This window comes from Homoserinimonas sp. A520, assembly GCF_054489245.1.
The window spans coordinates 443,597-470,217 of record NZ_JBTMWX010000002.1 but is presented as its reverse complement, the minus strand read 5'-3'; the positions used below and the strand labels follow the sequence as shown (position 1 = coordinate 470,217).

Genomic DNA, 26,621 nt, shown 5'->3' with positions numbered 1-26,621 from the left:
TGAGACGTTCAGGTCAGACTCTCCCGGCGCGCTCTCGTCCCGCTGCGAAGCGGCTGAGCACCCCGGTCTCGGCAAGCCCGCGAACGGCGATCCACGACAGCAACCCCGCGATGATGGCACCGCTGATCATCGCCGCGACGATGTAGACCACGGTGAAGAGGGTGTCCGCACCGGCGTACCAGGCGATCAGGTCGTTGACGGCCATGGCGACACCTGCACCGATGCCGGCAAGCACGGCAACGCCGACCTTCCAGACGCGGTACCGGAAAGCCAGGAACACGACCTCAGCACCCAACCCCTGAATGAGTCCGCTCACCAGGACGGTCACGCCCCACGAGCCGCCGCCGAACAGCACCGAAACGCAGGCCGCGACCAGTTCGCCGAAGAGGGCAGCTCCCGGCTTTCGGATGATCAGCGCAGTGAGCGGGCCGGCGAAGAGCCAGAACCCGCCGCCGAGTGCCTGCAGTCCGGGGAGCAAGGCCTTGAGCGGGCCGGTGATCGGCTCGGATGCGACGTTCCAGACGATGAAAATGACACCGGATGCGACGCCGATGACGCTGGCCACCACGATGTCGACGACGCGCCATCGATAGGAGGCCGGCGCAGAAACTGTGCCGTGTGAATGGAGCTTTTTGGTATTGGTCACTTGTCGTGCCCTTTCATTCAGTGAAATAGGCACGGGTTAGAGAATTGTCTGCCTCCCTGCGCTGGCATTATCCAGATCAGGTTCGACGGTCGAAGCTTGGATCAGCTTCCTCTCAGCCCGGCTCACCGGACTCCCGTGTTCGACATCCATTCTACTCACGCTTGCGCAGGAGTGCGGCCGGTCCCACGGCACCCCTGCCGAACTTCTCGCTTACCCCATCGATGGCGCGTTCGGCTTCACGCCAGCCTTCGTCGGTGTCCCACAGCCCGACCTGGCCGGGCGTTCCGTCAGCGAGCTGCTCGACCCGGACGCCGATCAGCCGCACACCGCGGTGGGCACCCAGCGCCTCGTAGCTGCCACGGACCTCTTCGTAGATGCGGCGGGCGAGGTCGGTCGGCTCGGCAAGCTTGCGCGATCGGGTGATGGTGGTGAAGTCGCCGTAACGCAGTTTCAGAACCACCGTGTGCCCGGTGACTCCGGCGTCACGCAGTCTGGCGGCGACCTGGGTCGACAGCCTCAGCAGCTCCCGGCGCAGGAGGTCGGAATCCGTCACATCCGTCTCGAAGGTCATTTCGTGGCCGACGCTTTTCTCTTCTGCCCGCGTGGTCACGCTGCGTGGGTCAACTCCGTTTGCAAGGTCGTGAAGTTTGCGGCCGGCCGCCTCCCCCACGGCGCGCTGAAGGGTCACCAGCGGGGTGGCCGCGATGTCGCCGATGGTGCGAAGTCCGCGCTTGGTCAGCGCCTCCTCCGTCACCCCCCCGACACCCCACAGGGCACCGACCGGCAGCGGATGCAGGAAGGCCAGCGTTTCGCGCTCGGGGATGACCAGGAGCCCGTCAGGCTTTGCCCGGCCGGATGCCAGCTTGGCGACGAATTTGGTTGCCGCTGCCCCGATCGAGCAGGTCAGGCGCGTCTCCTCCTCCACGCGGCGGCGGATGATCGTGGCTACCTCGGCAGGCGACCCGATCAGGGAGCGGGCGCCAGAGACATCCAGGAACGCTTCGTCGATGCCCAGTCGCTCCACCAGCGGCGTCATCTCGTCGAAGATGGTCATCACTCGCTGGGAGTAATGGCGGTACTTCTCGAAGTGGGGCTCCAGCACGATCGCCTTGGGGCACAACCGCATGGCCTGGCCCAGGGGCATGGCCGAGCGCACCCCGTACTTCCGCGCCGGATAATTGGCGGCGGTGACCACCGAACGCAGCGACTTTCCGGCAACCACGACCGGCAGGTCGACCAGCTCAGGATGGTCCAGGAGCTCGACCGAAGCGAAGAAGGCGTCCAGGTCGACGTGCAGGATCGGCGCCGTCGAACTGTCGACGGAGCTGGCACTCACCTGGCGAGTGCTGCCGTCCTGTTTGCTCACCCGTTCAGGTTAACCTGCGCCGCTGACTAAAGCGGCAGTGCGCGGAGGCGGTTAGATGCGGGCGGCGAGCCAGGCGTACGGGGGAACAGCGGCGCCTCCGCCCGGGCGAATCTCGAAATGCAGGTGGGCGCCGTATGCGCGACCGGTTTCGCCGACCGCACCGAGCTGCTGCCCGATGCCCACGTGCTGCCCGGCCGACACGGCCATCGTTCCAGGCGCCATATGCGCGTAGAGGCTGGTGACCATTTGACCATCGATCACATGCTCCACGACGACGTGGTTGCCGTAGGCGCCAGCGCCGGAAGCCGTGACCACGGTTCCCGCGGCGATGGAGTAGATAGGGGTTCCATAGCCCGGGAAGAGGTCGTCACCCTCGTGCATGCGGCCGCCACGCGGTCCGAATGCGCTGGTGATCCCGGTGCCGGTGAGCAGCGGGTACTGGAGCTTCGGGGGGATCACCACGGTGTAGCTGTCCCGCACGATCTCCGTGACCGGGCTGGCGCTCACCACGGTGAGCGATTGCGCCCGCGGCTGTGGTTCGGCTAACTGTTCGGCTTCAATCGTGGACGCGTAGGAGGGCAGGCCGACACCTGCCCCTGCGATCACGAGCAGCGAGGCTGCCCCGGCCGTGATCCGCCGACCGAAGCGCTTCACCATTGCGGCGTGGTGGACCCGGCGCTGGAGGGCTGGCGGGAGAAGGGGGGCGGATGTCGCCGCGGCGTTCGACGGCATGGCGATGCCGCCGGAGTGTTTGGGAGTCAAATTGAAGCTTCCTGGTCTGAGACGCGGCGCCACACGGCAGGAGTGTGGACCGGGTCTATGGACTGGTTCGGGGAGGCGCTCTAGCGACACACATGGTCAGCGCATGACGTGAGCGACGCTGTGGTGTCGGTGACAGGTTCCACCGGCAGGTAGTCCAACGCGCGTCGCTCTGCTACCAGTGAACGGGGGAAAGCTCCGCACTCCCTGTGAAGACGCTCCCTTACTCGTCTCTGATCAGGGCTTTTTCTGATCCTCCGAATGTAGTGAGAACGTTATAAAGGCTGGAAACGGCGGGATGACCGGCCGCGGTGGGTGGTTTTTAGGCCGACTTCCTGGACTTTGCCGGTTCCTTTTTCGTCGACGCTTTCTTAGCCGGTGCCTTCTCGGCTGCCGGCTTCCTGGCTGCGGGCTTCGTCGCATCCTTCGCCGCGTCTTTCTTCACCGCGGTCTTCTTTGCCGGCGTCTTGGTGGACGACTTCTCCGCCGTGCCGGCGGAGGCTGAACCCTTGCGGCTCTTCTCGACGCTCCGGCGCAACGCCTCCATGAGGTCGAGCACCTCACCGCCGCCCTCGTCTTCATCCGCATTGCCGAAGGTCGCGTCGGTGTCGAGGGCGTCGCCTTCCTTCAGCTTCGCGTCGATCAGTTCGCGAAGCTGCACCTGGTAATCGTCGGTGTACTTGTCCGGCTCGAAGTCGGCCTCGAAGGACTCCACCAGGGATGCCGACATCTTCAGCTCCTGCGGTTGGATGCGCACCTTCTCATCGAGCGAGGGGAATGCCGCCTCCCGCACCTCGTCGTCCCAGAGCAGGGTCTGGATCATGAGCACGTCACCGCGGACCCGCAGCGCGGCAAGCCGGGTCTTCTGGCGCAGGGCGAAATGGACGATCGCCGTGCGGTCGGTCTCCTCCAGCGTCCTCCGGAGGAGGACATACGCCTTCGACGACTTCGAATCCGGCTCCAGGTAATAGCTGCGGTTGAACATGATCGGGTCGACCTGCTCGGTGGGCACGAACTCGAGAACATTGATCTCGCGACTGCGCTCCTCCGGAAGCGACTTCAACTCCTCGTCGGTGAGGATGACCGTGCGGTCACCATCGTCGTAGGCCTTGTCGATGTTCTCGTAGTCGACGATCTTTCCGCACACCTCACAGCGACGCTGGTAGCGGATGCGCCCACCGTCCTTGTCGTGCACCTGGTGCAGCGAGATGTCGTGGTCTTCCGTCGCGCTGTAGACCTTCACCGGCACGTTGACCAGTCCGAAGGTGATGGCGCCCTTCCAGATGGATCTCATCCGTCAATCATTCCCCCAAAACGGCCGTTTGTCCCGGGTTCGGGGGCAACATGGAGCCATGCCATCGAACCAGCAGTTCGTCGACATTGACGGGAACCGGCTCAAGCTGACCAGCCTCGACAAGGTGCTCTACCCGGAAACCGGCACCACCAAGGCCGATGTGCTCGACTACTACGCGCGGATAGCCGACGTGATGATCCCGCACATTGCCAACCGTCCGGTCACCCGCAAGCGCTGGGTGAACGGTGTCGGCACGGCCCAGAAGCCCGGGCAGGTGTTCTTTCAGAAGAACCTGGGCGATGGGGCACCGGACTGGGTGGCCACGCGAACGATCCAGCACAAGGACCATGTCAACGAGTACCCGCTGGCCAACGACAGGGCCACGCTGGCCTGGCTGGGGCAGATCGCCGCCCTGGAGGTCCACGTTCCGCAATGGCAGTTCGGCCGCACGGGTGTTCAGAAGAATCCGGACCGGCTCGTGCTCGACCTCGACCCGGGGGAAGGGGCTGGACTCGCCGAGTGCGCCGAAGTGGCGCAGCTCGCCCGCGCCATCCTCACCGACATGGGGCTCGACCCGCTCCCGGTGACCAGCGGAAGCAAGGGAATCCACCTGTACGCCGCCCTCGACGGCAAGCAGAACTCTGAGACCGTCTCGGCGATTGCCCACGAATTGGCACGCGCGCTGGAGGCCGACCACCCGGAGCTCATCGTCAGCGACATGAAGAAGGCGCTGCGGGGCGGCAAAGTCCTCGTCGACTGGAGCCAGAACAATGCAGCCAAGACTACGGTTGCGCCGTACTCCCTACGCGGAAAACTGCATCCCATGGTTGCCGCACCGCGCACCTGGCGCGAACTCGCATCCGCCAACCTGAAACAACTCGACTACACCGAGGTTCTGGCCAGGGTGAAGCGGCGTGGCGACCCGCTGGCCGGGCTGACCAGCGGCCACCTCCAGTCGCTGGAGCCCACCGAAGAGCACCTGGCTAGCTTCGAGGCGACGGAAGCCAGCCGCGACCGCTTGGCCGTCTACCGCGCCAAACGCGACCCGACCAAAACGAAGGAACCGATGGGCGCGAAGCCCGGTTCTGCGCAGAAACAGCGTTCAGGGGACGATTCTCCTTCATTCTCTGGACAAGCATTGCCGGCGGGAGCAGAGTCGGCACCCACCTTCGTGATCCAGGAGCACCATGCGCGGCGGCTGCACTACGACTTCAGGCTGGAACACGACGGCGTGCTGGTGAGCTGGGCGGTGCCGAAGGGGATGCCCACCGACCCCGCAAAGAATCACCTGGCCGTGCAGACAGAGGACCACCCGCTGGAGTACGGCACCTTCGAAGGAAGTATTCCCGCCGGAGAATATGGTGGCGGCGAGGTGACCATCTGGGACGCCGGAACCTACGAATTGGAGAAGTGGCGCGAGGGCAAGGAGGTGATCGTCACGCTGCACGGCGAGAAGCACGGCAGCCATCGCTACGCCCTCATCCACACCGGCGGCCGCGACGGCGACGACAACAATTGGCTGCTGCATCTCATGAAGGACGACGCCCCGGCGAGCAAGCCGCGCCGGAAGGTGATCGGCGCGGCACGGCGCGGCCCCAAGGCGATCTCTCCCATGCTGGCAACGCTCGGCACGGAGGCGAGCCTGGGCGACGAAGACGGCTGGGCCTTCGAGATGAAATGGGACGGCATCCGTGCCATCGCCGTCGTCGAAGACGGCCAAGTGCGCTACATCAGCCGCAACGGCATCGACCTGACGGTGAGTTACCCCGAGTTGGCGGAGCTGGCGGACGCGATCCAGTCGGATGCCGTGGTCGATGGTGAGATCGTCGCACTGGACAAAGGCGGCCGGCCCAGCTTCGGACTCCTGCAAAGCCGGATGAAGCTGACCAGGAAGCCGGACGTCGACAGGGCCAGGCAGGCCACACCGGTGCACTTCATGGTGTTCGACCTGCTGGAGCTGGATGGAGAACCGCTGCTGTCACGCAGTTACGACGACCGGCGTGCGGCGCTGGAGGATGCCGTCAACGAAACGGACCGCATTCGCGTGCCACCGGCATTCGATGGCGACAGCGGCGCCGCCATGGCCAGCAGCCTGGGGCTCGGGCTCGAAGGCGTCATGGCCAAGAAACGGGATGGACGGTACCGTCCAGGCGTCCGCTCGCAAGGCTGGGTGAAGATCAAGCACCACAGCACCCAGGAGGTGGTCATCGCCGGATGGAAGCCGGGGAACGGTCGGCGGTCGGGCACCATCGGCTCGCTGGTGCTCGGCATCCCGGATGACGCCGGATTGCGCTACGTCGGCAGAGTCGGCACCGGGTTCGGCGACAAGGAGCTCGACGACCTGCTGGCCAAGCTCACTCGGCTCGAGCGGAAGACCACGCCGCTCCACAACGTCCCGGCAGCGGATGCGCGCGGGGTGAACTGGGTCACGCCCAGCCTGGTCGGCGAAGTGGAGTTCGCCGAGTGGACTCACACCGACCGCCTGCGCCAACCGAGCTGGCGCGGCCTGCGGCCGGACAAGGCACCGGAAGACATCGTGCTCGAAGCGCCGGTCGCCGGCTAGAGGCGATCGAAGCCAGGCGAGGCCGCAGCTACGCGAGGCTGAAGCTACGCAAGGCTGAAGCTACGCGAGGCTGTACCTACGCAAGCACGTGACGCTGCGCGCTGGACAGGCTGGCGAACTCGCCGACCACCCGACCCGCGCAGTCAGTTGCCCGATAGCCCGCGCCCCACAGCTTCTCGATCAGCCCGGCGAAATCGGAGCCGCACTTGGCGACCCACAAGCCGGGCCCAACCTCGGTCCAGACCAAATCTGATCTGCGAGTTTCCGTTGCCGGAATCGCATTCGCGATGTCGGTCATGCCTGCCTCCTCCACCACCCTGGCCTGGACCGAAGGTTATTGCTCGCCCGGCCCGATCCGGACGTTACCCGAAAGCTACCCCCAAACAGGGGGGCTTACAAGTGGGAGGTAACTGAGAGTATTTTTCGCCCCTCCGGCGTAGCCTCTGCGGCATGAACGACCGTAGTGAAGACCCCACAACGGCACATCGCACTTCCGGTCACTGGAGGGAAGGGACTCTGATCATGTCGCCGAAGGGCAAGAACTCGCCGCTGAAGGACCCGGAACTGTATGAGGAGTTGCGGGATGACGGCGCGAGCAAGCAGAAGGCAGCGCGCATCTCCAACGCGGCCGCGGCGAGAGGCCGGTCGGCTGTCGGGAGGAAGGGCGGCAAGGCCGGTGACTACGATGACTGGACCGTCCCGGAGCTCAAGGGCAAGGCGAAGGAGATCGGCCTCACCGGCTACTCCAGGAAGCGGAAGCATGAGCTCATCAAGGCACTGCGCAACAGCTGAGAGCAGCCACCGGAACTGGCGGTGCGCCCCGCTTGACAGTCGCATGGGGGCACGGCACGCTCGACAGGTGGGCCACGCCGAGTACTCCGCTACTCCATTCCTTGTTACTACTGGGCGGGCCTGCTGATGACCAGGCCACCCGATACCGAGGCCGCGCGCGCGCTCGAACGCGCGGAGAGCGACCCGGAGTTCGAGGCTGCCCTGCAGGCTGCTTACATCGGCCGTCACGACCTGCTGGACGCGTTGTGGTGGGCGGCGCATCCGCTCACCAGCTCTCCGCGAGGGGTAGCCGACCCGGCGACCGGCCTTCCGGAACTGCAGCGGGCGGTGTTCTCCCGCGCTGCGACCGACTCCCCGCTGATCGAAGTCGTCGACCCGGAAACCGGGGAGAACGCAAGACTTCGGGAAAGCGAGCACCGGCTGCGCCAGGAGCAGCGACTGCTTTCCGAAGATGCCCAGCACCTCAGAGATGCGTTGCGCACCGTCGGGATGGCTGCCGCCCCGGCCGCCATCGCAACGCACGAGCCGCCGTCCGCAGCAGTATCGGCGCGAACCACCGCAGCCAGTACGAAGATCAACCACAGCGTCGGCGAGCGGGTGGGCCTGGTGCCGCCCGAAGCTCCTACCCCGGCCGGGACAGCTCCGCGTCAGAGGATCCTGCTTCCCGCCCTGGCCGGCATGGGCATCCTCAGCATCATCCTGCTCCTGCCGACGCTTTCTGAATTGAATGCGGGGGCGGATGGCGAACCATCGCCCGCGCAGACCTCGGCGCCCAGGATCAAGACGGAGATCGTGACCTTGGGTACGACGGGGAACATAACGGATCCGCTGGCGATCCTGGAACGGCCCCAGGGCGAAGCCGACCGCCCGCCCGCCACCTTCCCGACCAGCATGCCGCTGGAGAACTTTCGGGCACTTCCTGACCTGGTCGCGCAGGTAAAGCTCTACCTCACCCGGAGCGAAGATCCTGAATCCGTGTGCCTCGTCGTCGTGCAGCCGGACGACCTGGGGATGACCGGGTGCATGCCGGAGTCCAACTTCATCGAGGATGGCATTCAGGTGAGCGGCGGCCGCTATGAGGTCGACGCCTTCATGACGATCCTCACCGAGTCATACTCGCTGCTTTCGACCGGGGAGTTCCACTACGAGGCGACGGCGAGAGTACGCGAAGGGGGCGCTCCACCAACGGTTGGAGGCCCCGTGGTGGTTCCCTAGACTGGGCGGGGTGCCGCTCCACCCGTCCTGCCCGCTCGATGCTGACCAGCAGCGCGTCGTCGACCACCTGGATCGGCTCGGTGAAGCGATCCTCGGCGGCGACGCTCCTCCCGGGGTCTACCTGCATGGCGCAGTGGGGCGCGGCAAGACCTGGCTCTGCGACCAGTTCTTCGAGCAGCTCCCGGTGAGCGGGAAGCGTCGGGTTCACTTCCACGGCTTCATGCATCGCCTCCAACGAGACGTGTGGAACCAGCGCCTGCAGGATCCTTCGGCGGCCGGGAACGCAGTCGATCGCGCTGTCGCCGCGCTGCTGGAAGGCATCGACCTGCTCTACTTCGACGAGTTCCACGTGCACGACTCCGGCGACGCGGCCCTCGTGCTGCGAGTGCTGGACGACGTGCTGGCGAGCAATGTGACGCTGCTCGCAACCTCCAACTACCGCCCACATGCCTTGCTGCCCGGCCCGTTCCATCACGTGTTCGAGCGGGGGATCCGCCTCATCGAGGAGAACCTCCAGGTGGTGCAATTCGGTGGCTCCCACGACTACCGCCGCCACGGTGCGGGCGTGGCGAAGACCGGGTTCGCCGCAGGAAGCTGGCTTCATCCCGGCAGCGTCGACCAGCTGGGCGCCGTGGGCCTGACCCTGCCTGTGGCATCCGAACGTCAGCGGTTGACCGGCGGCGGTCACCGGTTCGCCGCTCGCCGGGCGAGCGGCCGACAACTGTGGTTCACCTTCGCCGAACTCTGTGAGCGTGACTCGGCCGTCGCCGACTACCTGGGATGGGCAGCCGACTACGACACCTGGGTGCTCGAAGGCGTGCCGCGCCTGGCCGACGCCAGCCCGCAGGCGGCGAAGCGGTTCGGGAACCTCATCGACGTGTTGTGCGATCAGGGTGCAATACTCCACGTGCTGAGCGAGCACTCACTAGACGCCGTTTTCGGTGGTACCCGGCTGCCGCTCGACAGCGACCGCACCGCCAGCCGCCTTGCCATGCTGCAAGGCTCGGAAGCGATTCACACGCAACCCTGAGCACGCGTGCCTACACTCCGCGGTGACCGAAAAGGAGTATCACCCATGAAGGCGAACAAGGAACTCGCAAACAACATGCAGGCCGTGCTGGTCGACCTGATAGAGCTGGGCATCCAGGGCAAGCAGGCGCACTGGAACGTGGTCGGAACGAACTTCCGCGACATGCACCTGCAACTCGATGAGATCATCGAGGTCGCACGAACCCTCTCCGACCAGGTGGCTGAGCGGATGCGCGCGCTCGAGGTACTGCCCGATGGACGGTCGGAGACGGTGACAAAGACGAGTTCGCTGCCGAAGTTCCCCGCCGACCAGGTGGACACCAGCCACGTCACCGACCTGATTGTCGAACGTCTAGACGCCGTGGCGGAAACCTGCCGCCGAGTGCACGACCCGGTCGACGAGGCCGACCCGACGACGGCCGACATCCTGCACGTCGTCATCGAGAAGATCGAGCAGTACTCCTGGATGGTGGGTGCGGAGAAGCAGAAGCCGCGCAAGCGCAGCGCCTGAGAATTCTCGGCGGCTAGGGTTGTTCGGTGAGCATCGAGACCCCCCGCCCCTGGCTGAAGAGCTACGCGCCGTCAGTTCCGCACGACATCGAATTGCCCAGCGGCTCGCTCCTGGACATCGTCGAGGGGTCGGTTGCGGACTACCCGAAGAACGTTGCCCTCGAGTTCTTCGGCAAGACAATGACGTACGCGGAACTCGGCGACCAGGTTGCCCGGGCTGCTGAGGGCCTGAGGGCGCTCGGGGTGAAGAAGGGCGACCCGGTCGCCATCATCCTGCCGAACTGCCCGCAGCACATCGTCGCGTTCTACGCGGTGCTGCGTCTCGGCGCGATCGTCGTCGAGCACAACCCGCTCTATACCCCGCGCGAGTTGCGTCACCAGTTCGAAGACCATGGCGCGAAGGTTGCCATCGCCTGGAACAAGGTCGTCGCAACGCTCCAGGACTTTCCAGCGGATGTCGCGGTGCGCACCATTGTGTCGGTCGACGTCACCCACGCCATGCCGGCCGTGACCCGGGCGATGCTGCGCCTGCCGGTCGCGAAGGCGCGCGAGGCGCGCGGCAACCTGACCACGCGGGTGAGCGGCACTGTGAAGTGGAACACCCTCACGAAGGCCGAAGCGATTGCGGCGGATGCTCCGAGACCGTCGGCCGAGGATGTTGCGGTCATCCAGTATACCAGCGGCACCACCGGCCACCCGAAGGGTGCCATGCTCAGCCACCTGAACCTGGGCGTCAACGCGGCGCAGGCCAGGGCGTGGGTGCCTGCCATCGAGCGCGGCACGGCCGTCGTCTACGCCGTGCTGCCGATGTTCCACGCCTACGGCCTGACCCTCTGCCTCACGTTCGCGATGAGCATGGGGGCGCGCCTGGTGCTGTTCCCCAAGTTCGACCCGGACCTGGTGCTGAAAGCCGTGCGCAAGCATCCGCCCACCTTCCTGCCAGCCGTTCCGCCGATCTACGAGAAGCTGATGGCCGCCGCCAAGGCGAAGGGCGTGTCGCTGGCCGGTATCCAGATCGCCATCTCCGGTGCGATGCCGCTCACCGCCGCGCTCGTCGAGCCGTGGGAAGCCGAGACCGGTGGCTACCTGGTGGAGGGCTACGGCCTGTCTGAAACCGCTCCGGTGCTGATGGCGAACCCGGTGGCGACCACCCGGCGCGCCGGCACCGTCGGACTGCCGCTGCCGAACACCGAAGCGCGTGTCGTCGACCCGGAGAACCCGATGGTTGACCGCCCGGACGGCGACGAGGGTGAGTTGATAGTGCGCGGCCCGCAGGTGATGAGCGGCTACTGGCTGAAACCGGATGAGACGGCGGCAGTCTTCGTCGCCGACCCCGCCGGGGGTGCACCGTGGTTCCGCACCGGCGACATCGTCACGATCGACCTGGACGGTTTCGTGCGCATCGTCGACCGCATCAAGGAACTGATCATCACCGGCGGCTTCAACGTGTCGCCGAGTGAGGTGGAGGAAGCCCTGCGCACCCACCCGGACGTCGACGATGCCGCCGTCGTTGGACTGCCCAGCGAGCACAGCGGTGAGGACGTCGTGGCCGCCGTGGTGCTGCGGCCGGGATCGGAGCTGGACGCTGAAGGCATCCGCTCGTACCTTCGCGAATCGCTCACCGCCTACAAGGTGCCGCGGCGCGTCGTCGCTGTCGACGAACTGCCCAAGTCACTGATCGGGAAGACCCTGCGCCGGGTGGTGCGCGACAACCTGCTGACACAATAGGCGCCATGCGCTACATCATCGCGATCGACCAGGGCACCACCAGCTCTCGGGCCATCATCTTCGACGCGGCGGGCACGGTGGTCAGCGTCGGGCAGAAGGAACACGCGCAGCTGCTTCCCCGCGCCGGTTGGGTCGAGCACGACCCGATGGAGATCTGGGGCAACGTTCGCGAGGTGATCGGGCAGGCGCTGTCCAAGGCGAGCCTGACAAGGCATGACATAGCGGCGATCGGCATCACCAACCAGCGCGAGACGACCGTCGTCTGGGACAAGAACACCGGCAAGCCGGTCTACAACGCCATCGTCTGGCAGGACACCCGCACGCAGCCGATTGTCGACCGGCTGGCGGCGGATGGGGGCACCGAGCGGTTCAAGGAGACGACCGGGCTGCCGCTCAGCACCTACTTCGCCGGCACCAAGATCGTCTGGATCCTGGAGAACGTCGACGGTGCCCGCGAACGGGCGGAAGCCGGAGAGCTGCTCTTCGGAACGACCGACACCTGGGTGCTCTGGAACCTGACCGGGGGGACGGATGGCGGCGTGCACGCCACCGACGTCACGAATGCCAGCCGCACGCTCTTCCTCGACCTGCGCACCCTCGAATGGGACGAGCAGATTCTCGGCACGTTCGGGGTGCCGGTTTCGATGCTGCCGGAGGTGCGGTCATCCTCCGAGGTGTACGGCACGGCCCACGGATCCAGCCTGCTGCGGGAGGTTCCGGTGGCCGGCATCCTCGGCGACCAGCAGGCTGCCACTTTCGGTCAGGCGGCCTTCGACAAGGGCGACGCGAAGAACACCTACGGAACCGGCAACTTCCTGATCGTCAACACGGGCACCGAGATCGTCTCCAGCAGGAATGGCCTGCTCAGCACGGTCGCCTACAAACTGGGTGACGGCGAGACGCATTACGCGCTCGAAGGATCGATTGCGGTCACCGGGTCGCTCGTGCAGTGGCTCCGCGACAACCTCGGACTCATCGGTTCAGCCGACGAGATCGAGGCATTGGCGAACACCGTCGACGACAATGGCGGCGCCTACCTGGTGCCGGCATTCTCCGGCCTCTACGCCCCGCATTGGCGACCGGATGCTCGCGGTGCGCTGGTCGGCCTGACCCGTTTCGTGAACAAGGGGCACATCGCCCGTGCCGCCCTGGAGGCGATCGCGTTCCAAACCCGTGAGGTGCTCGACGCCGTCAACGCGGATGCCGAGGTTCCGCTGACCGAGCTGCGGGTGGACGGCGGCGCCACCGCGAACGACACCATGCTGCAGTTCCAGGCCGACATCTTAGGTCTGCCAGTGGTGCGGCCGGTGGTTGGCGAGACGACGGCGCTCGGCGCGGCCTACGCAGCCGGGCTGGCCGTCGGCTTCTGGAAGAGCCTCGACGAGTTGCGCGCGAACTGGAAGGAAGACCACCGCTGGGAGCCGCAGATGGAGGAAGCCGAACGAGGTCGACTCAACCGGAGCTGGGACAAGGCCGTGACGAAGACCCTCGACTGGGTCGATGAGGACGTGCGCTAGCGCTCGATCCACTTCAGAACGTGAGCGGGGATGGCCACCGCGAGCGAGATCACCAGGATGCCACCGAGGAACATGACCAGCTCGAGCCCCTGCATCTCGAACGAGTAGCCCATCATCAGCAGTCCGACGACGAAGATGACGAACGAGAAGAACCACACGACGATCTGCATGCTTCGACTTTAGCCGGTTTCCTCACCGAATTCGGTCAGCTCTTCCTGTGTCACGAAATCGATGAGCTCCTCCACCCGACCGAGCAACACCGGCTCGAGGTCGGCGTAGGTGCGCACCGTGCCGAGGATGCGCTGCCAGGCCCTGGCGACATCCGCCTGATCACTGTGCGGCCAGCCGAGCGCCTCGCAAATACCGTGCTTCCAGTCGATCCCACGAGGAATGGTCGGCCAGACATCGAGCCCGAGCCGCGACGGCTTGACCGCCTGCCACACGTCGATGAACGGATGCCCGACCACCAGCACCTGGCGTCCGAACGGGCCTTTCGCCACAGCGTCGGCAATACGGCTCTCCTTCGAACCGGCGACCAGGTGGTCGACCAGCACCCCAACGCGTCGCCCAGGTCGTGGGGCGAACTCGGCGATGATGGCCGCCAGGTCGTCGACACCCTCCAGGTACTCGACCACGACGCCCTCGACCCTGAGATCGTGACCCCACACCTTCTCGACCAGCTCAGCGTCGTGCCGCCCCTCGACGAAGATGCGGCTCGCGCGTGCGACACGTGCCTGGTGATTCGTCACGGCAAAGGAACCGGATGCGGAACGCCCCGCGCCGGTCGGCGTCGACTCCGGCACAACCAGCTCGACCGGCTTACCCTCCAGCAGGAACCCCCGACCGAGGGGAAACGTGCGCACCTTCCCGAAATAGTCCTCCAGCTCGACGAGCCGCCCCTCCAGCCGCACGACAGCCCCGCAGAAGCCTGACTCCGACTCCTCGATCACGAGACCCTTCACCGCCTCCGCGCGAGGCAGTTCGCTGGGACCACGCTGCCTGGAGAAGCCGGCGAGCACATCCGTTCCGTAGCGGTCTTCCATCACCCGTGAAGGCTAACCGCTTCGATGAGCGCGACCCGCGCAAACACGCTGGGCCGGCAAGTTCGGCAATACCCAGCAGATTCGTATGGACTTTTCCGGCAACGCGGTTACCGTGGCAGGCCCAGTGCACGACCCGTGAGCGCACTCGACTGTGTGCAACGGACGGGTGCATCCGACCGAAGGAGAACGACTATGGCCCAGGTGATGGAATCTATCGACGTGGACGTACCAGTCACCACCGCGTACAACCAGTGGACGCAGTTCGAGTCCTTCCCGCACTTCCTCAGCTACGTGGAGAAGATCGACCAGATCGGTGACACCCTCACCCACTGGAAGGTGAAGATCGGCGGCGTCGAGCGGGAGTTCGATGCCGAGATCACCGAGCAGTTGCCGGATGAGCGTGTCGCCTGGAACAGTATCGCCGGCGAGGAGAACCATGCCGGGGTGGTCACCTTTCACAAGCTGAACGACTCGACGACGCGCGTGACCGTTCAGCTCGACTGGGAACCGGAGGGGCTGCCCGAGAAGGTCGGCGCCGCGCTCGGCGTTGACGACAGGGCGATCAAGGCCGACCTGAAGAACTTCAAGGAATTCATCGAAAGTTCCGGTGGAGAAACGGGCGCCTGGCGCGGAGAAGTCCCCCGCGAATAATCGCTGAGCGGCTACGTGCAGGCTTGGAACACCGCGGCTAGAACAGCGTGGGCTGGGGCATGGCCCGGGCGGCAAGCGCCGGAGGCAACTCTTCGGCAATGATGGAGCGCTCACCGTTCGGGCCGCGCATCCCGTCCCATGCCCCAGTGCGACCGACGGCACTGGAGCGGACGCCGCCCGTTGCCGGGTCTTCGCGCCCTCGCTCCAACCCGTAGCGCCGGATGAGCGGCTTCACCTTCGCGGCCAGCCAGCTGCGGTATTCCTTCGGCGCGTAGGCACCTCGCGAGTACAGTTGCCGGTACTTCTGGACCAGTTCCGGATGCTCGCGCCCCAGCCACTCCATGAACCACTCCTTGGTTCCCGGCCGCAGGTGGAGCGCGGAGTACACGACTGAGGTGCCGCCGGCATCCTTCACCTGCTTCATCGCCCGGTCGAGGTGGTCTCGCGAGTCGGTGAGGAACGGCAGGATCGGCATGAGGAACACCGAGCAGTCGAGGCCGGCTTCGCGCACAGCCGTCACGGTGGCCAGCCGCGCCTTCGCGGTCGGCGTTCCCGGCTCGACTGACTGCTGCAGGTCGTCGTCGTAGATGGCGATCGACATCGCGAGGTCGACCGGAACGTGCTCACTCGCCTCGGCCAGGAGCGGGATGTCGCGGCGAAGCAGGGTGCCCTTGGTAAGGATGGACAGCGGGGTTCCTGAGCTGGCCAGCGCCGCGATGATGCCGGGCATCAACCGGTAACGGCCCTCGGCACGCTGGTACGGGTCGGTGTTGGTTCCGAGGGCGACCGGGTCATGCCCCCAGCTCGGCTTGCTGAGTTCCTTGGCCAGCACGTCGCCCACATTCACCTTGACGATGATCTGGGTATCGAAGTCGCGACCCGCGTCGAGGTCCAGATAATTGTGCGTCGGACGGGCGAAGCAATACGTGCACTGGTGCAGGCAGCCGCGCATCGGGTTGATCGTCCAGCCGAACGGCATATGGCTGGCGGTCGGCACCTTGTTGAGCGCGCTCTTGGCCAGCACCTCGTAGAAGGTGACCCCGTCGAACTCAGGTGTTCGCACCGTGCGCACCAGGTTGTTCAGCCTCGCCAACCCTGGCAGGGCATCCGCCTGTTCGCCGTCCAGTTGCTGGGCACTCCATCGCATGCGCTATTCGAACATAGTTTCGAATTCTGCGCAAGCGTCTCTATCTCAAACCATTCGCCTCAGTCAATTCGCGGACGAGAGCGGGCCCGCGCGCCTTCAATTCGGCAACGGATGACACCCCGACCAGCGTCATCGCACGCCTCAACTCGTCGGCGAGGATGTCGATCACCTGACTGACGCCGGCCGTCCCTGCCGCTGCCAGCCCGTAAAGGTACGGCCGCCCAATCGAAACCGCATCGGCTCCGAGCGCGATTGCCTTGAGAATGTCACTCCCCCGCCGGAATCCGGAGTCTGCGTAGAGCTCGAGCTGGTCACCGACCAGCTGCCGCGACTCCTGAATGACATCCATGGGGCTCAGCATGTGGTCAAGCTGACGGCCACCATGATTGCTCAGCTGCACGGCGTCGATGCCGAGACTGGCTGCCCTGGCAACGTCGTCGGGGTTGACAGTGCCCTTCAGGATGATCTTGCCTGGCCAGTCCGCGCGCAGCTGCTCAATGTCGTCCCAGCCCTGAGTGGACTCGGAGTGGCCGAGAATCTGCTCCCACATGGACGGCGTCACCATCACCCCGGTGGCATCGGCCGGCTCCAGATTGGGAAAGCGGATGCCTTCGGCCCGCAGGAAGTTCAGCCACCAGCGCGGGCGCACGGCAATGCCCATCAACGAGGAGAGCGTCAAAGCGGGAGGTGCGGTGAAGCCGTTGCGCCGGTCGCGCTCCCTGGATCCCAGCGCACGCGTGTCGACCGTGACAATGATCGCGCGATAGCCGGCCGCACCGCACCGCTCCAGCTTGGCGCGCAGCGCCCCCTTGTCCGGCGACAGGCTGACGTTGAACCATCGGTCGAGCTGCGGGAAGCCTTCGGCAATCCGCTCCATCGACACCGTGCTGAGCCCGGCCAACGCGTACGGCAGCCCAGCGGCGTCGGCAGCCTGCGCTACCGCCCACTCGCCGTCCGGGTGGAACAGGCGAGTGGCTCCGGTCGGCGTAAGCGTGATGGGCAGGGCTGCAGGCCTGCCCAGCAGGCTGGCAGTGGTATCCGGACCGGCCACCGGGCCCCAGGACGGCATGAGCCCCCACCGGTCGAACACCGTGCGGTTGTGGCGCAGGGTCGCTTCGTCCTCCGACCCGCCTTCCAGGTAGTCGAAGATACCCCGCGGAAGAACTCGCGCGGCTGCCAGGCGAAATTCGGCCACGCTGTAGGAATCCCGCAGCACCCGACGCCGTCTCGACACCACAGGCATCCTCACCTGGACAAGTTGCCTGACATCGCTCAGCTTCACGTGCGCCCCTTCGCGGTTCTGATGCGCTTGACGTGGCGCGCTGCTCGTCAGCCTAGAATCACCATCAGGCACACACTATGGAGAACCTGACGAAATGGCGGCGGAGCGACTGTTATGAGCTACCAAGCTGTTTCCGGCGACATTGACCCGGCGGATGTCGAAGCGGCCGGCGGAAGCGGTCGGTTGCCGACTCTTGCCGAGGTAGCACGCTCGATCGGAGCTGAAATCGCCAGCCTGGTGGAAACGCCATCCGGTGACGAACACGTCGTCTCCGGATCTGCGATCTACGACCCCTCTGCACCACCATCGCCGTTTCCCGGAGCAATTGCCCTCGGCATCGGCCTGGCCACCAGCGGCGGTCAGGTGGAAGCTCAGCTGGCAGCGCTCAAGTCGGCCGGATATGCCGCACTCGTGTACAAGCCCCATGGCGAGCCGGACGATCAGCTTCGCAGCGGAGCTCGCACGGCCGGTCTCGCCCTGTTCAGGGCCTCCGACGCCGTGCCCTGGGATCAACTCATGGAGTTCTTCCAGGCTGGCGTCCTGCCCCAGGGCGATGCCCCCTCGCTCGTGGACATCCGACCTGGCGATCTGTTCGAACTGGCCAACGCTGTTGCTTCACTGGCCGGTGGCGCTGTCGCCATTGCCGACCCTGACCAGACCGTGCTGGCGTATTCAACGGTGGCGGATCAGCCGATCGATGAAACGCGCCGACGGTCCATCCTGCAGCTGCACGTGCCGCACACCGACCAGAATGACCAGGACTATCGGCGCGTGCACGCGTCGCACAGCGTTGTCAGCGTCGCGCCGGTCAAGGATTCCCTCACCCGCTCAGCCGTTGCCATCCGCGCGGGAAGTGTCGTGCTGGGGTCCCTCTGGCTGATCGACGCCGATGCCGTGCGCGGTGACGACACCAATCGGATATTGATCGAGGCGGCCAACGTTGCTGCTCTCCACCTGCTGCATCGACGGAACAATCACGATGCCGGGCGAATGCGACAGATCGAATTGGTCAAGCCGCTGCTCTTCGAGCCCGACCGCGCAGAGCTCGCGGGGGTGCAGCTGGGGATCTCCGCGGATGTCCTCCAGGTCGTCGCCCTGGCCGCTAGTGGACAGGCGGCCAACGCTCCGGAAATGCTGCGCTCCAGCATGATGCTCTTCGACACGGTGCGCACCGCCTGCGCGGTGTGGCTGCCGACAGCCATCTGCGGCATCGCCGACAACGTGGTCTACATCGTGCTTCCCCAGAGTGCGGCATCGTCGTCGGCGTTCCAGCGTGAAGCAGTTCTCCGGATCGCGCACCACACCAGGCGCCTCACCTCCAGGCCGATTGTGGCGGGCTTTGGCGATGTGGTTCCTGTCGTCTCGGCCGCGAAGTCGCGCCTCGCGTCAGAATCTGTGCTCGCGATGCTCCTGCGCGACGTCGAGGACGGACGCGTGCGCGACGATTCCGATGAGATCGTGGCAGATCGTGAGTCCCTGGGCCCCCGGCTGCAGCTCCGCCAGCTCGTTGGAGTATTAACCGAAGCCGGCCAGCTCCCCGGCGACTTCGCCACCAGGATCGCTGCACATGATTCCCGGCGTAAGACGGCGTTCGAGCTCACCGTTCGCACCTACCTCGACTGCAACTCCAATGCCATCGAAACCGCGGCACGACTGGGACTGCATGCCAACACGGTGCGGTATCGACTCTCCAGGGTCGAGCCGCTGTTCGGGGTTCGATTGGAAGACCCGGAGACCCGTCTACTGGTGTGGCTCCAGCTGTCTGCTCGTCACGTGTGATGGCAGCTGGTGGAGCCCGCCCGAACAGCAGAACGGCGTGGCTCAGGAGGTATCCATGCGCCACGCCGCCCCGATTGGTTGCTCGCTAGCCCTTCGTGGCCGCGTTGATCGTGATGGATTCCAGTCCGCCAGACTCGACGCCCCAGGCTTTCAGCAGCTCGAGATACGAGCCGTCATCGACCATCGACTGCAAGGCTGCCTGAACCGCTTCTGCCATTCCGGAGTCCTTTTGAACGGCGAAGCCGTATGGGGACACCTCGAAGGTCTCACCGGCGACCTGAAGCTTGTCCTTCAGCCGGGAGATCGCATAGAGGGTGACGGGTGAGTCGGCGCTGAACGCATCCGCCTGGCCGACGGCCACCGCGTTGGCTGCGGTGTCCTGCGTGTCATACGGCATCAGGATGATCGCCTCGTTGCCTGCCGCGACGCACGCGGCGCTCTTCGCCGGCAGCTCGACCGTGTGCTGGTACGTAGTTGCCTGCACCGCAACCTTCAGCCCGCAGGCGTTGTTCGGATCGACATCGTTGCCGAGGGCAGATGCCCATTGGATTCCCGCGGTGTAGTAGTTGACGAAGTCGACCTGCTTCTCACGCTCGGCGTTGTCAGTGAATGACGATTCGCCCAAGTCGAGCTGGCCGCCGACGATCCGGGGGATGATGTTGTCGAATTTCGCAATCGAGATCTCCGCGGTGAGGCCGAGCTTGGCTGCGATAGCATCCACCATTTCGATGCCCCAGCCGATCGGCTCCCCGGCGTCGTCCTTGTACTCGTTCGGCGCATAGTTCGGGCTGGTGCCGATGCGCAGGATGCCGGACTCCGCGACCTCGGCAGGCAACAGCGCTGCCGCAGCCTCGTCCACAGCAAGTTCGCCGGCGGTGGAGTCGTCCCTCGGCCCTGCGGCATCCGGATCCGAGTTGTCCACGCAGCCGGTCAGCATGAGGGCTGCCACGGCAACGAGTGCCGGAAGCGTATATCGAGCGCGCATTTGTCATCCTTCGTCAGTGATCGTCAGTCGGACTCCAGCCGTCGCCAGCGATCACTGGTTCGTCGTTGAAGTACGTGAATGGGTGCAGCACGCCTGAGCCTAGGTAGGCATACCCCTCGCACTCTATGGAGATCGAAACGAGCCTAGGCGAATGGCCTTGTGACCATCTACCAAGGTGACGCCCACCTGTTGGCGCTCAGCCGGAAGCGGTAAGAATGGAATCATGAGCGAACCCGTCATCGAACACGTTCCGGACATCCACCACTACGAGTTGCGGAGCGGCGGCGAACTCATCGGGCACGTCAACTACCGGGACGACGGGGATCGACGGGTCTTCCTGCACACGAAGGTCGATGAGGCCCACACCGGAGAGGGGCTCGCCACCAAGATGGTGCGATTCGCCCTCGAGGACGTTCGGGCAAGCGGCCTGCGGGCGGTCGCCCTGTGCCCGATGTTCTCCGCCTTCGTGATCAAGCACCGCGACTACGACGACATAGTCGACCCGCCGCACGTACTGGACAGCAAGGTCTAGCGGGGACCGTCAGGGGGAGGTCACCGCCGTCGCCTCGCCTCCGGTGACCCGCAGCAACTCCTCGAAGGTGGTCGGAAAGACCGTGTGGGCGTGCCCGGCGGCCGCCCAGACCACCGGATGGTCGGCGAGCGCGACATCCACCAGCGTTCTCAGCGGAGCAGGGTGGCCGACCGGCGCGACTCCCCCGATGACTTGACCGGTTGCCTCCTTCACCAGCTCCTTGGACGCCCTCCCGAGCGTTCCGCCGAGTTTCTGGCCGAGCCACTCCGTGTCCACTCGATGCGCACCCGAGGTCAGCACCAGCACGGCCTCACCATCGAGCGCGAAGATCAGCGAATTCGCGATCGCCCCGACCTCGATACCGAGTGCATCCGCCGCAGCCTGCGCGGTCGTGGCCGCATCATCGAACCAGCGGATCTGCGGCGCCAGCCCGTGATCGGCGAGCGCACCGCGCACACGGAGGACAGCAGGATGCTCTGTATTCACCATGCCCGAATCCTAGTGAACGGACGTAGCGGCTATCCGGTGAACGGCGCCCCGGGCTGCGCCGGCGGCCCCGGCTCGATCTCGGGGTCGAGCGGGTGATCGAGTTCGTCCTGCGGCATGCGGAAGATGACGATCGCCAACACAGCCAGCACGACCGGTACCAGTCCGGCCACCGCGAAGGTGATCGGAATCCCCACGCCTTCACCGACCGGCCCGGCCAGCGCCATCGAGACCGGCATCAGGGCGAGAGAGACGAAGAAGTCGAGGCTGGATACCCGGCCGAGCAACGCCGGTGGTACTCGGCGTTGCAGCAGCGTCCCCCAGATCACGCTTCCAGCCGAGAAGGTGAAACCGACGATGAACAAGGCGATCACCATTACCCAGAGCAGGGAGGTGAATCCGATGATGGCGAGCGGAATGGACCCGGCTCCCCAGGCGAGAAGCATGATCGTCAGGTAGCGACGCGGTAACGGCAGCGATGCCACCGCCATCGAGCCGACGGCCCCGCCGACACCGAATGCCGCCAGGGCGAGCGCGAACGCTCCGGCTCCTCCCCCGGTCTGGTTGGTGACCGCGAAGGGCAGCAACACCTCGATCGGCCCCATGATCACCAGGATGAGCAGGCACGCGAACAGCAGACTTCCCAGCAGCCACGGGGTTCCCACCATGTAGAGAAATCCGCCGCGGAGGTCGGTGAACAGCACCCGAAGCGGATGCTGCTTCTCGGCATCCGGCTCCCGGCGCACCGGGGTCGGTTTCATGACGGCGAGCCACACGACGGCGCAGGCGCTGGCGATGGCGACGACCACGAAAGCCAGCGCTGGAGAGTGAATGCCGATGGCCAGGCTGGCAGCGGCGGGACCCGCCGCCTGCATGACGGCCGGGAGGATCGACGGGAGCAGGGCGGAGTACGCCGGGTAGAAGAACCCGTCGACGATGCCGAGGACCAATGCGACGACGGCCAGGTGCCACACCTGCACCACGCCCAGCATGGCGAGTGTCGCCGCGGCGCCGATGCTCACCGCCTTCACCGCCTCGACGACCAGCATCACGTTGCGCTGCGGGACACGGTCGGCCACGACGCCGCCGATCAGCACGGCTCCGACCAGGCCCAGGCTGGCCGCGAGCGCGACGAAAGACAGCTCGGTCGGCCCTCCGTCGAGGCGGATCACCTGGAAGACGACGGCTACCAGCCACACTCCTCCGCCGAACAGCGAGAACGACAGGGCTCCGACCAGCAGGCGATACTGCCGCTGGAGGAACGGTCGCACCGCACGCGGTACTCTCTGGCTGCGCATGGCGGCGCTGGGTTGTTGCTGGTCCTGCACGAGTTTTCCCACTTCTTGGTGAAGCCGCTAGTGAAGCCGTCCACCGATGTGTACAGCGTCAACACGGACGGGCAATCGTAACATCAGGCGGAGGCATTAAGCATCCGCTTCGCCGCTTCTGCGACGAAGGCCCGCGTGGTGTCGCCTGCGATCAGTTCGTACTCGACATCCTCCGGAATCCACGCCAGGGCGGCGATGAGTTCCTGCGGCGTGCGGCCGCCGATCGGCCAGCGGGTGCGGTGCTCGTCGACGGGCTCGGCACCCCTCGCCCATGGGCCGAAGTAGCCGGTCATCTGCTCGATCGGCAGCCGCATGACGACATCGGCTTCCAAGGGCTGCCTGACGGATGCCACGGCGACGGCGACGAACTCCGCGGCATCCGCTGCCGGCAGCTCCCTGGGCTCGAAGCGCACGCGCGTGTTGAAGAACCGGGCCAGGCGGTCGACCCGGAACGTGCGCCAATCGTCGCGGTGGAGGTCCCAGCAGACCAGGAACCAGTACCGCTGCGAGGCGACCAGCGAATGCGGCTCAACCAGCCGGTCACTCTCCTCTCCGGAACCGGCCGTGTAGTGGAAGCGGATGCGGTCACGGTCCCGGCAGGCGAGGGCCAGCTGGCCGAGGACTTCCGGCGAGACGGCCGGCTGGTCGGGAACCATCGGCTGTACGTGGGCGGCCAGCGCGTTCACCCGCGAGCGGAGCGCGGACGGCAGCACCTGCTCCAGTTTCGCCAGCGCCGTGAGGGTCGTCAGCCGGCCATCGGTCAACCCCTGCGTCGCGGCGACGCGGAGCCCGATCGCCATTGTGACCGCCTCATCGTCGGTGAGCAACAGGGGCGGGAGCGCCGCGCCGGCTTCCAGCTGGTACCCACCACCCGACCCCGGCGCCGACCCGACTCGGTAGCCCAGTTCTCGCAGGCGATCGACATCGCGCCTCAATGTTCGGGAGGTGACGCCCAGCCTGGCGGCCAGCTCGGTTCCCGACCAGTGCCGGTGCGTCTGCAACAGGTTCAGCAACGCGAGCACCCGGGAGGTTGTGGTGGTGTCGGACATGTTGCATATTCTCCTCGCGTTGAGGACAGATGCTGTCCTCATCGCCGAATAACCTGTCGCCCATGACAAACGACAACATCATCACCGCACGCGGCCTGTCGAAGAAGTTCACCGTCAAGCGGGAACTCGTCGAAGCCGTCAGCGACCTGGACCTCGACGTGCAACGCGGCGAACTGGTGGCTTTCCTCGGACCGAACGGTGCCGGCAAGTCCACCAGCGTCCGCATGCTCACGACCCTGCTTCCACCCACCTCCGGCACCGCAACGGTCGCCGGCCACGACGTGCGCACCGCACCGGATGAGGTGCGCCGCCGCATCGGCTACATCGGCCAGGGCAACAGCGCCAGCCACTACCAGCGGGTGCGCGACGAGATGATCAGCCAGGGCGCCTTCTACGGGATGGGCCGGGCGGAGACCCGCAAGCGCACTGACGAGTTGCTCGAATCCCTCGACCTTGCCCCACTCGCCAAGAGAGGCGTGCTCAGCCTCAGCGGCGGCCAGAAACGCCGCCTCGACATTGCGCTCGGGTTGCTGCACTCCCCCGAGCTTCTCTTTCTCGACGAGCCGTCCACCGGGCTGGACCCGCAGAGCCGCGAGAACCTGTGGCAGCACATCCTCCAGTTGCGCCGCACCCACGGCACCACCATCTTCGTCACCACTCATTACCTGGATGAGGCCGACCGGTTTGCCGAGCGGGTCATGGTGATGGACCACGGCCGCGTCATCGCCGACGACACCGCGTCCGCGCTGAAGACGACGCTCGCCGGCGACGTGATCACCCTCGGCTTCGCCAGCGAAGCGGATGCTGCGGCAGCCAGCAATGTGACCAGCCGTATTGCAGGCGCATCCGTCAGCCACAGCGGCAAGAAGCTCGAGCTCACGGTGGACCACGGCGACGTACTCCTGCCCAGCCTGCTGCGGGCGCTCGACGCGGACGGCCGCGCTGCAGCGACGGCAACACTCAGGCAACCGACGCTCGACGACGTGTTCCTCGCCCTCACCGGACGCAGCCTGCGCGACGACAGCGGCCGAGATAACTCAACCCACACCCAGCCCCAGCTCACAGAAGAGGTGCCAGCATGACCACCACCACAACAACGCGACCCAGCGTCATCCGCGATTCACGCAACGTGCTCGTGCGCGAACTGCGCCCGGTCGTGCGCGACCCGTTCTCCCTGATCTTCAGCCTGCTGCAGCCGCTGGTCTTCCTCGGGCTGTTCGGGCCGTTGCTGATCGGCGGATCCGATGCGCCGGCCAGCGAAGTGCTGCAATGGTTCGTGCCAGGCATCCTGGTCATGATCGCGCTGTTCGGCACCGGCGTGACCGGGTCGAACCTGCTCATGGAGATGCAGACCGGGTCGCATGAACGCACCCTGGTGGCGCCGATCTCCCGCTCTTCCCTGCTGATCGGGCGAGCGCTCAAGGAGATGGCGCCGATCATGGTGCAGGCTGCGGTCATCGCGCTGGCGACCATCCCGTTCGGATTCTCGGTCCACCCGCTCGGAATGCTGGTCGGACTCATCCTGATCGCACTGTTCGGCATGGGCTTCGGTGCGCTCAGCTACGCGCTGGCCCTGGCCAGCCGCAACCGCGACTGGATGTTCTGGGCAGTGCAGCAGGCCACCATTTTTCCGCTGCTCATCCTCTCGGGCATGCTGCTCCCCCTTGAGGACGGACCGCAGTGGATGCAGGTTGCTGCCTCCCTCAACCCGATCACCTATGTGGTGTCCGCAGAGCGGGCGCTGTTCGCCGGCGACCTCGGGTCGATCGACGTGGTCTGGGGGTTCGTCGCCGCCATCGGGCTGGCCGCCATCGGACTGGCGGTGGGCATCCGCTCGATCAAGCGCAGCAACTAGCGCCTGGGCGCGCCTCGAAGCTGCAACCGCCACCCGTGACCCTGCCATTTCACGGGTGGCGGGAGTACCTTCGCGGCATGTCCATGAAAGAGCCCCCCAGCGAAGACGAATCCATCGAGCGGGACACCACCTACAGCCCGGCCAGCGACACCGAGACGCGGGAGCGTCAGAAGCACCCGGCCGACAGCCCGGCGACAGCCGACCCGGAGGTCGATGACGCCGAGGTGAAGGTGCTGCCGGGCACCGGCGGGCCGGATGATTCAGGCGACGTCGACGTGGACCCGGACGACATCGACTTCGACGCCATCCGCCGGGACGACACGTCGCGCTGAGCGTTCTGAGGGGCTAGGCGGGGTCCTGAGGGATCAGGATCCACAACACGATGTAGATAATCACCTGCGGGCCGGGGATCAGGATGCTGAGCACGGTCAGCAACCGCACCACCGTGACGCTCCATCCGAAACGGCGTGCCACTGCGGCGCAGACGCCCGCGATGACGCGGCCGGTCCTGGGTCGTGAAAGGTTCATGCTCCGAGCCTGCTACGGGGCATCCGTCATCGCAATCGGGGTATCCCCCGATTTCCGATTCAGGGTGCGGATGGCTCAGCTGGTCTTCATCACGGCGAGCACGTTGCCGGCCGGGTCCTTGAACCACGCGATCGCCATCGAGTTCTCCTCGTCACGCGTGATGCCCTTGTCGTCGTTCGGCATGTCGGGCACCTCATCGTCCGCGTAGATCTTGGTCGTCACACCTCGCCCGTTGAGCTCGTCGACCGCCTTGTCGATGTCGTCGACATCGAAGTTGAGCACGGTGAAACTCGCCGGTTCGTGGTTCGGTTTGGGGTAGACGAACACTCTGGCACCATTGCCGAGCGTGAGGTCGAGGGTTCCCATCTCGCTGTCGGCGACCTTCAGGCCGAGGGTCTCGCCGTAGAACTGCCTTGCCGCATCCAGGTCGTCCACCGAGAACGAGCTGAAGGCGTTTGTTGTCGTGAACACGGGTGCTTCTCTCTGTAGTGTGGCCTCCATGTGTACGCTGTCAACAATGACACGATGATTGGATGC

Annotated in this window: 28 protein-coding genes and 1 riboswitch; of the genes, 13 read left to right on the top strand and 15 right to left on the bottom strand. The window is 65.8% G+C overall.

Features of this window, described 5'->3' with window-relative positions:
* Positions 1 to 13: 13 nt before the first annotated feature.
* From ACX3PH_RS06795 to ku, 4 genes are all read right to left on the bottom strand, one after another.
* The gene (locus ACX3PH_RS06795; protein WP_459090728.1) at positions 14 to 646 is read right to left on the bottom strand and encodes an ECF transporter S component; all 633 of its coding nucleotides are present in this window, start codon (positions 644 to 646) and stop codon (positions 14 to 16) included.
* Positions 647 to 682: 36 nt separating this feature from the next.
* Positions 683 to 793, bottom strand: a riboswitch (TPP riboswitch).
* A gap of 4 nt (positions 794 to 797) precedes the next feature.
* Positions 798 to 2,012, bottom strand: a complete 1,215-nt coding sequence (dinB, locus tag ACX3PH_RS06790) for a DNA polymerase IV (RefSeq protein WP_459090726.1) — start codon at positions 2,010 to 2,012, stop codon at positions 798 to 800.
* Positions 2,013 to 2,063: 51 nt separating this feature from the next.
* Positions 2,064 to 2,774 carry a M23 family metallopeptidase gene (locus ACX3PH_RS06785; RefSeq protein ID WP_459090724.1) on the bottom strand — a complete coding sequence of 237 codons (711 nt, stop codon included), beginning with the start codon at positions 2,772 to 2,774 and terminating at the stop codon, positions 2,064 to 2,066.
* A 319-nt stretch (positions 2,775 to 3,093) separates the two neighbouring features.
* A complete protein-coding gene (ku, locus tag ACX3PH_RS06780; protein WP_459090722.1) occupies positions 3,094 to 4,065 on the bottom strand; it encodes a non-homologous end joining protein Ku in 972 nt (323 codons plus the stop codon).
* Between the two features lie 58 nt (positions 4,066 to 4,123).
* Here ku and ACX3PH_RS06775 point away from each other — a divergent pair, with 58 nt between their 5' ends.
* Positions 4,124 to 6,628 carry an ATP-dependent DNA ligase gene (locus tag ACX3PH_RS06775; protein WP_459090720.1) on the top strand — a complete coding sequence of 835 codons (2,505 nt, stop codon included), beginning with the start codon at positions 4,124 to 4,126 and terminating at the stop codon, positions 6,626 to 6,628.
* Between the two features lie 76 nt (positions 6,629 to 6,704).
* On the opposite strand, the gene ACX3PH_RS06770 is transcribed toward ACX3PH_RS06775, so the two are convergent.
* A complete protein-coding gene (locus ACX3PH_RS06770) occupies positions 6,705 to 6,926 on the bottom strand; it encodes a hypothetical protein (RefSeq protein ID WP_459090718.1) in 222 nt (73 codons plus the stop codon).
* A 224-nt stretch (positions 6,927 to 7,150) separates the two neighbouring features.
* On the opposite strand from ACX3PH_RS06770, the gene ACX3PH_RS06765 reads away from it, so the two are divergent.
* From ACX3PH_RS06765 to glpK, 6 genes are all read left to right on the top strand, one after another.
* On the top strand, positions 7,151 to 7,420 hold the full coding sequence (locus ACX3PH_RS06765) for a DUF7218 family protein (protein WP_459091450.1): 270 nt from the start codon (positions 7,151 to 7,153) through the stop codon (positions 7,418 to 7,420).
* 126 nt (positions 7,421 to 7,546) lie between these two features.
* Positions 7,547 to 8,635, top strand: coding sequence for a hypothetical protein (locus ACX3PH_RS06760; RefSeq protein WP_459090716.1), 1,089 nt, complete (start codon positions 7,547 to 7,549; stop codon positions 8,633 to 8,635).
* Positions 8,636 to 8,645: 10 nt separating this feature from the next.
* On the top strand, positions 8,646 to 9,665 hold the full coding sequence (zapE, locus tag ACX3PH_RS06755) for a cell division protein ZapE (RefSeq protein ID WP_459090714.1): 1,020 nt from the start codon (positions 8,646 to 8,648) through the stop codon (positions 9,663 to 9,665).
* A gap of 45 nt (positions 9,666 to 9,710) precedes the next feature.
* Entirely contained in the window at positions 9,711 to 10,175 is a 465-nt protein-coding gene (locus ACX3PH_RS06750; RefSeq protein ID WP_459090712.1) for a Dps family protein, read from the top strand.
* Positions 10,176 to 10,201: 26 nt separating this feature from the next.
* Positions 10,202 to 11,902 (top strand): long-chain-fatty-acid--CoA ligase, encoded by a 1,701-nt coding sequence (locus ACX3PH_RS06745; RefSeq protein ID WP_459090710.1) that lies wholly within the window; start codon positions 10,202 to 10,204, stop codon positions 11,900 to 11,902.
* A 5-nt stretch (positions 11,903 to 11,907) separates the two neighbouring features.
* Complete coding sequence (glpK, locus tag ACX3PH_RS06740; protein WP_459090708.1) at positions 11,908 to 13,419, top strand: glycerol kinase GlpK; 1,512 nt, start codon at positions 11,908 to 11,910, stop codon at positions 13,417 to 13,419.
* On the opposite strand, the gene ACX3PH_RS06735 is transcribed toward glpK, so the two are convergent.
* Together ACX3PH_RS06735 and ACX3PH_RS06730 are read right to left on the bottom strand one after the other, a co-directional pair.
* A complete protein-coding gene (locus ACX3PH_RS06735; RefSeq protein WP_459090706.1) occupies positions 13,416 to 13,589 on the bottom strand; it encodes a hypothetical protein in 174 nt (57 codons plus the stop codon). The two genes, glpK and ACX3PH_RS06735, sit on opposite strands and share 4 nt — an antisense overlap.
* Before the next feature lie 9 nt (positions 13,590 to 13,598).
* Positions 13,599 to 14,462: a DUF3097 domain-containing protein gene (locus ACX3PH_RS06730; protein ID WP_459091448.1), complete on the bottom strand. Its 864-nt coding sequence runs from the start codon at positions 14,460 to 14,462 to the stop codon at positions 13,599 to 13,601.
* Positions 14,463 to 14,654: 192 nt separating this feature from the next.
* Between ACX3PH_RS06730 and ACX3PH_RS06725 the strand changes: the two genes are divergently transcribed.
* The gene (locus ACX3PH_RS06725) at positions 14,655 to 15,113 is read left to right on the top strand and encodes an SRPBCC family protein (protein ID WP_459090704.1); all 459 of its coding nucleotides are present in this window, start codon (positions 14,655 to 14,657) and stop codon (positions 15,111 to 15,113) included.
* Between the two features lie 37 nt (positions 15,114 to 15,150).
* Here the strand turns inward: ACX3PH_RS06725 and ACX3PH_RS06720 are convergent, their stop codons facing one another.
* Positions 15,151 to 16,260: an Rv2578c family radical SAM protein gene (locus ACX3PH_RS06720; protein ID WP_459090702.1), complete on the bottom strand. Its 1,110-nt coding sequence runs from the start codon at positions 16,258 to 16,260 to the stop codon at positions 15,151 to 15,153.
* A gap of 40 nt (positions 16,261 to 16,300) precedes the next feature.
* Positions 16,301 to 17,503, bottom strand: coding sequence for an alpha-hydroxy acid oxidase (locus ACX3PH_RS06715; protein ID WP_459091446.1), 1,203 nt, complete (start codon positions 17,501 to 17,503; stop codon positions 16,301 to 16,303).
* A 153-nt stretch (positions 17,504 to 17,656) separates the two neighbouring features.
* Between ACX3PH_RS06715 and ACX3PH_RS06710 the strand changes: the two genes are divergently transcribed.
* Positions 17,657 to 19,321 (top strand): PucR family transcriptional regulator, encoded by a 1,665-nt coding sequence (locus tag ACX3PH_RS06710; RefSeq protein WP_459090700.1) that lies wholly within the window; start codon positions 17,657 to 17,659, stop codon positions 19,319 to 19,321.
* Positions 19,322 to 19,406: 85 nt separating this feature from the next.
* Here ACX3PH_RS06710 and ACX3PH_RS06705 read toward each other — a convergent pair whose 3' ends face one another.
* Entirely contained in the window at positions 19,407 to 20,306 is a 900-nt protein-coding gene (locus tag ACX3PH_RS06705) for an ABC transporter substrate-binding protein (RefSeq protein ID WP_459090698.1), read from the bottom strand.
* A gap of 223 nt (positions 20,307 to 20,529) precedes the next feature.
* On the opposite strand from ACX3PH_RS06705, the gene ACX3PH_RS06700 reads away from it, so the two are divergent.
* Positions 20,530 to 20,838, top strand: coding sequence for a GNAT family N-acetyltransferase (locus tag ACX3PH_RS06700; protein ID WP_459090696.1), 309 nt, complete (start codon positions 20,530 to 20,532; stop codon positions 20,836 to 20,838).
* 9 nt (positions 20,839 to 20,847) lie between these two features.
* Here the strand turns inward: ACX3PH_RS06700 and ACX3PH_RS06695 are convergent, their stop codons facing one another.
* The 3 genes from ACX3PH_RS06695 to ACX3PH_RS06685 all read right to left on the bottom strand — a co-directional run bounded on the left by ACX3PH_RS06695 (position 20,848) and on the right by ACX3PH_RS06685 (position 23,701).
* Positions 20,848 to 21,327, bottom strand: a complete 480-nt coding sequence (locus ACX3PH_RS06695; RefSeq protein WP_459090694.1) for a YbaK/EbsC family protein — start codon at positions 21,325 to 21,327, stop codon at positions 20,848 to 20,850.
* Between the two features lie 29 nt (positions 21,328 to 21,356).
* Positions 21,357 to 22,652: an MFS transporter gene (locus ACX3PH_RS06690; RefSeq protein ID WP_459090692.1), complete on the bottom strand. Its 1,296-nt coding sequence runs from the start codon at positions 22,650 to 22,652 to the stop codon at positions 21,357 to 21,359.
* A gap of 83 nt (positions 22,653 to 22,735) precedes the next feature.
* Positions 22,736 to 23,701 carry a helix-turn-helix transcriptional regulator gene (locus ACX3PH_RS06685; RefSeq protein WP_459090690.1) on the bottom strand — a complete coding sequence of 322 codons (966 nt, stop codon included), beginning with the start codon at positions 23,699 to 23,701 and terminating at the stop codon, positions 22,736 to 22,738.
* 62 nt (positions 23,702 to 23,763) lie between these two features.
* On the opposite strand from ACX3PH_RS06685, the gene ACX3PH_RS06680 reads away from it, so the two are divergent.
* From ACX3PH_RS06680 to ACX3PH_RS06670, 3 genes are all read left to right on the top strand, one after another.
* A complete protein-coding gene (locus ACX3PH_RS06680; RefSeq protein WP_459090688.1) occupies positions 23,764 to 24,783 on the top strand; it encodes an ABC transporter ATP-binding protein in 1,020 nt (339 codons plus the stop codon).
* Entirely contained in the window at positions 24,780 to 25,556 is a 777-nt protein-coding gene (locus ACX3PH_RS06675) for an ABC transporter permease (RefSeq protein WP_459090686.1), read from the top strand. The genes ACX3PH_RS06680 and ACX3PH_RS06675 overlap by 4 nt, the downstream gene beginning before the upstream one ends.
* A 77-nt stretch (positions 25,557 to 25,633) precedes the next feature.
* Positions 25,634 to 25,888 (top strand): hypothetical protein, encoded by a 255-nt coding sequence (locus ACX3PH_RS06670; RefSeq protein ID WP_459090684.1) that lies wholly within the window; start codon positions 25,634 to 25,636, stop codon positions 25,886 to 25,888.
* 13 nt (positions 25,889 to 25,901) lie between these two features.
* Here the strand turns inward: ACX3PH_RS06670 and ACX3PH_RS06665 are convergent, their stop codons facing one another.
* Both ACX3PH_RS06665 and ACX3PH_RS06660 read right to left on the bottom strand, forming a co-directional pair.
* Positions 25,902 to 26,084, bottom strand: coding sequence for a PspC domain-containing protein (locus tag ACX3PH_RS06665; protein WP_459090682.1), 183 nt, complete (start codon positions 26,082 to 26,084; stop codon positions 25,902 to 25,904).
* Positions 26,085 to 26,159: 75 nt separating this feature from the next.
* Positions 26,160 to 26,555, bottom strand: a complete 396-nt coding sequence (locus ACX3PH_RS06660; RefSeq protein WP_459090680.1) for a VOC family protein — start codon at positions 26,553 to 26,555, stop codon at positions 26,160 to 26,162.
* Positions 26,556 to 26,621: the final 66 nt, after the last annotated feature.

Coding starts and splice junctions, on each gene's coding strand:
- ku (WP_459090722.1), bottom strand. CDS start 4,065: ATGAGATCCATCTGGAAGGGCGCCATCACCTTCGGACTGGTCAACGTG.
- ACX3PH_RS06775 (WP_459090720.1), top strand. CDS start 4,124: ATGCCATCGAACCAGCAGTTCGTCGACATTGACGGGAACCGGCTCAAG.
- ACX3PH_RS06770 (WP_459090718.1), bottom strand. CDS start 6,926: ATGACCGACATCGCGAATGCGATTCCGGCAACGGAAACTCGCAGATCA.
- ACX3PH_RS06765 (WP_459091450.1), top strand. CDS start 7,151: ATGTCGCCGAAGGGCAAGAACTCGCCGCTGAAGGACCCGGAACTGTAT.
- ACX3PH_RS06760 (WP_459090716.1), top strand. CDS start 7,547: ATGACCAGGCCACCCGATACCGAGGCCGCGCGCGCGCTCGAACGCGCG.
- ACX3PH_RS06750 (WP_459090712.1), top strand. CDS start 9,711: ATGAAGGCGAACAAGGAACTCGCAAACAACATGCAGGCCGTGCTGGTC.
- glpK (WP_459090708.1), top strand. CDS start 11,908: ATGCGCTACATCATCGCGATCGACCAGGGCACCACCAGCTCTCGGGCC.
- ACX3PH_RS06735 (WP_459090706.1), bottom strand. CDS start 13,589: ATGCAGATCGTCGTGTGGTTCTTCTCGTTCGTCATCTTCGTCGTCGGA.
- ACX3PH_RS06730 (WP_459091448.1), bottom strand. CDS start 14,462: ATGGAAGACCGCTACGGAACGGATGTGCTCGCCGGCTTCTCCAGGCAG.
- ACX3PH_RS06725 (WP_459090704.1), top strand. CDS start 14,655: ATGGCCCAGGTGATGGAATCTATCGACGTGGACGTACCAGTCACCACC.
- ACX3PH_RS06720 (WP_459090702.1), bottom strand. CDS start 16,260: ATGCGATGGAGTGCCCAGCAACTGGACGGCGAACAGGCGGATGCCCTG.
- ACX3PH_RS06715 (WP_459091446.1), bottom strand. CDS start 17,503: ATGCCTGTGGTGTCGAGACGGCGTCGGGTGCTGCGGGATTCCTACAGC.
- ACX3PH_RS06710 (WP_459090700.1), top strand. CDS start 17,657: ATGAGCTACCAAGCTGTTTCCGGCGACATTGACCCGGCGGATGTCGAA.
- ACX3PH_RS06705 (WP_459090698.1), bottom strand. CDS start 20,306: ATGCGCGCTCGATATACGCTTCCGGCACTCGTTGCCGTGGCAGCCCTC.
- ACX3PH_RS06700 (WP_459090696.1), top strand. CDS start 20,530: ATGAGCGAACCCGTCATCGAACACGTTCCGGACATCCACCACTACGAG.
- ACX3PH_RS06695 (WP_459090694.1), bottom strand. CDS start 21,327: ATGGTGAATACAGAGCATCCTGCTGTCCTCCGTGTGCGCGGTGCGCTC.
- ACX3PH_RS06685 (WP_459090690.1), bottom strand. CDS start 23,701: ATGTCCGACACCACCACAACCTCCCGGGTGCTCGCGTTGCTGAACCTG.
- ACX3PH_RS06680 (WP_459090688.1), top strand. CDS start 23,764: ATGACAAACGACAACATCATCACCGCACGCGGCCTGTCGAAGAAGTTC.
- ACX3PH_RS06675 (WP_459090686.1), top strand. CDS start 24,780: ATGACCACCACCACAACAACGCGACCCAGCGTCATCCGCGATTCACGC.
- ACX3PH_RS06670 (WP_459090684.1), top strand. CDS start 25,634: ATGTCCATGAAAGAGCCCCCCAGCGAAGACGAATCCATCGAGCGGGAC.
- ACX3PH_RS06665 (WP_459090682.1), bottom strand. CDS start 26,084: ATGAACCTTTCACGACCCAGGACCGGCCGCGTCATCGCGGGCGTCTGC.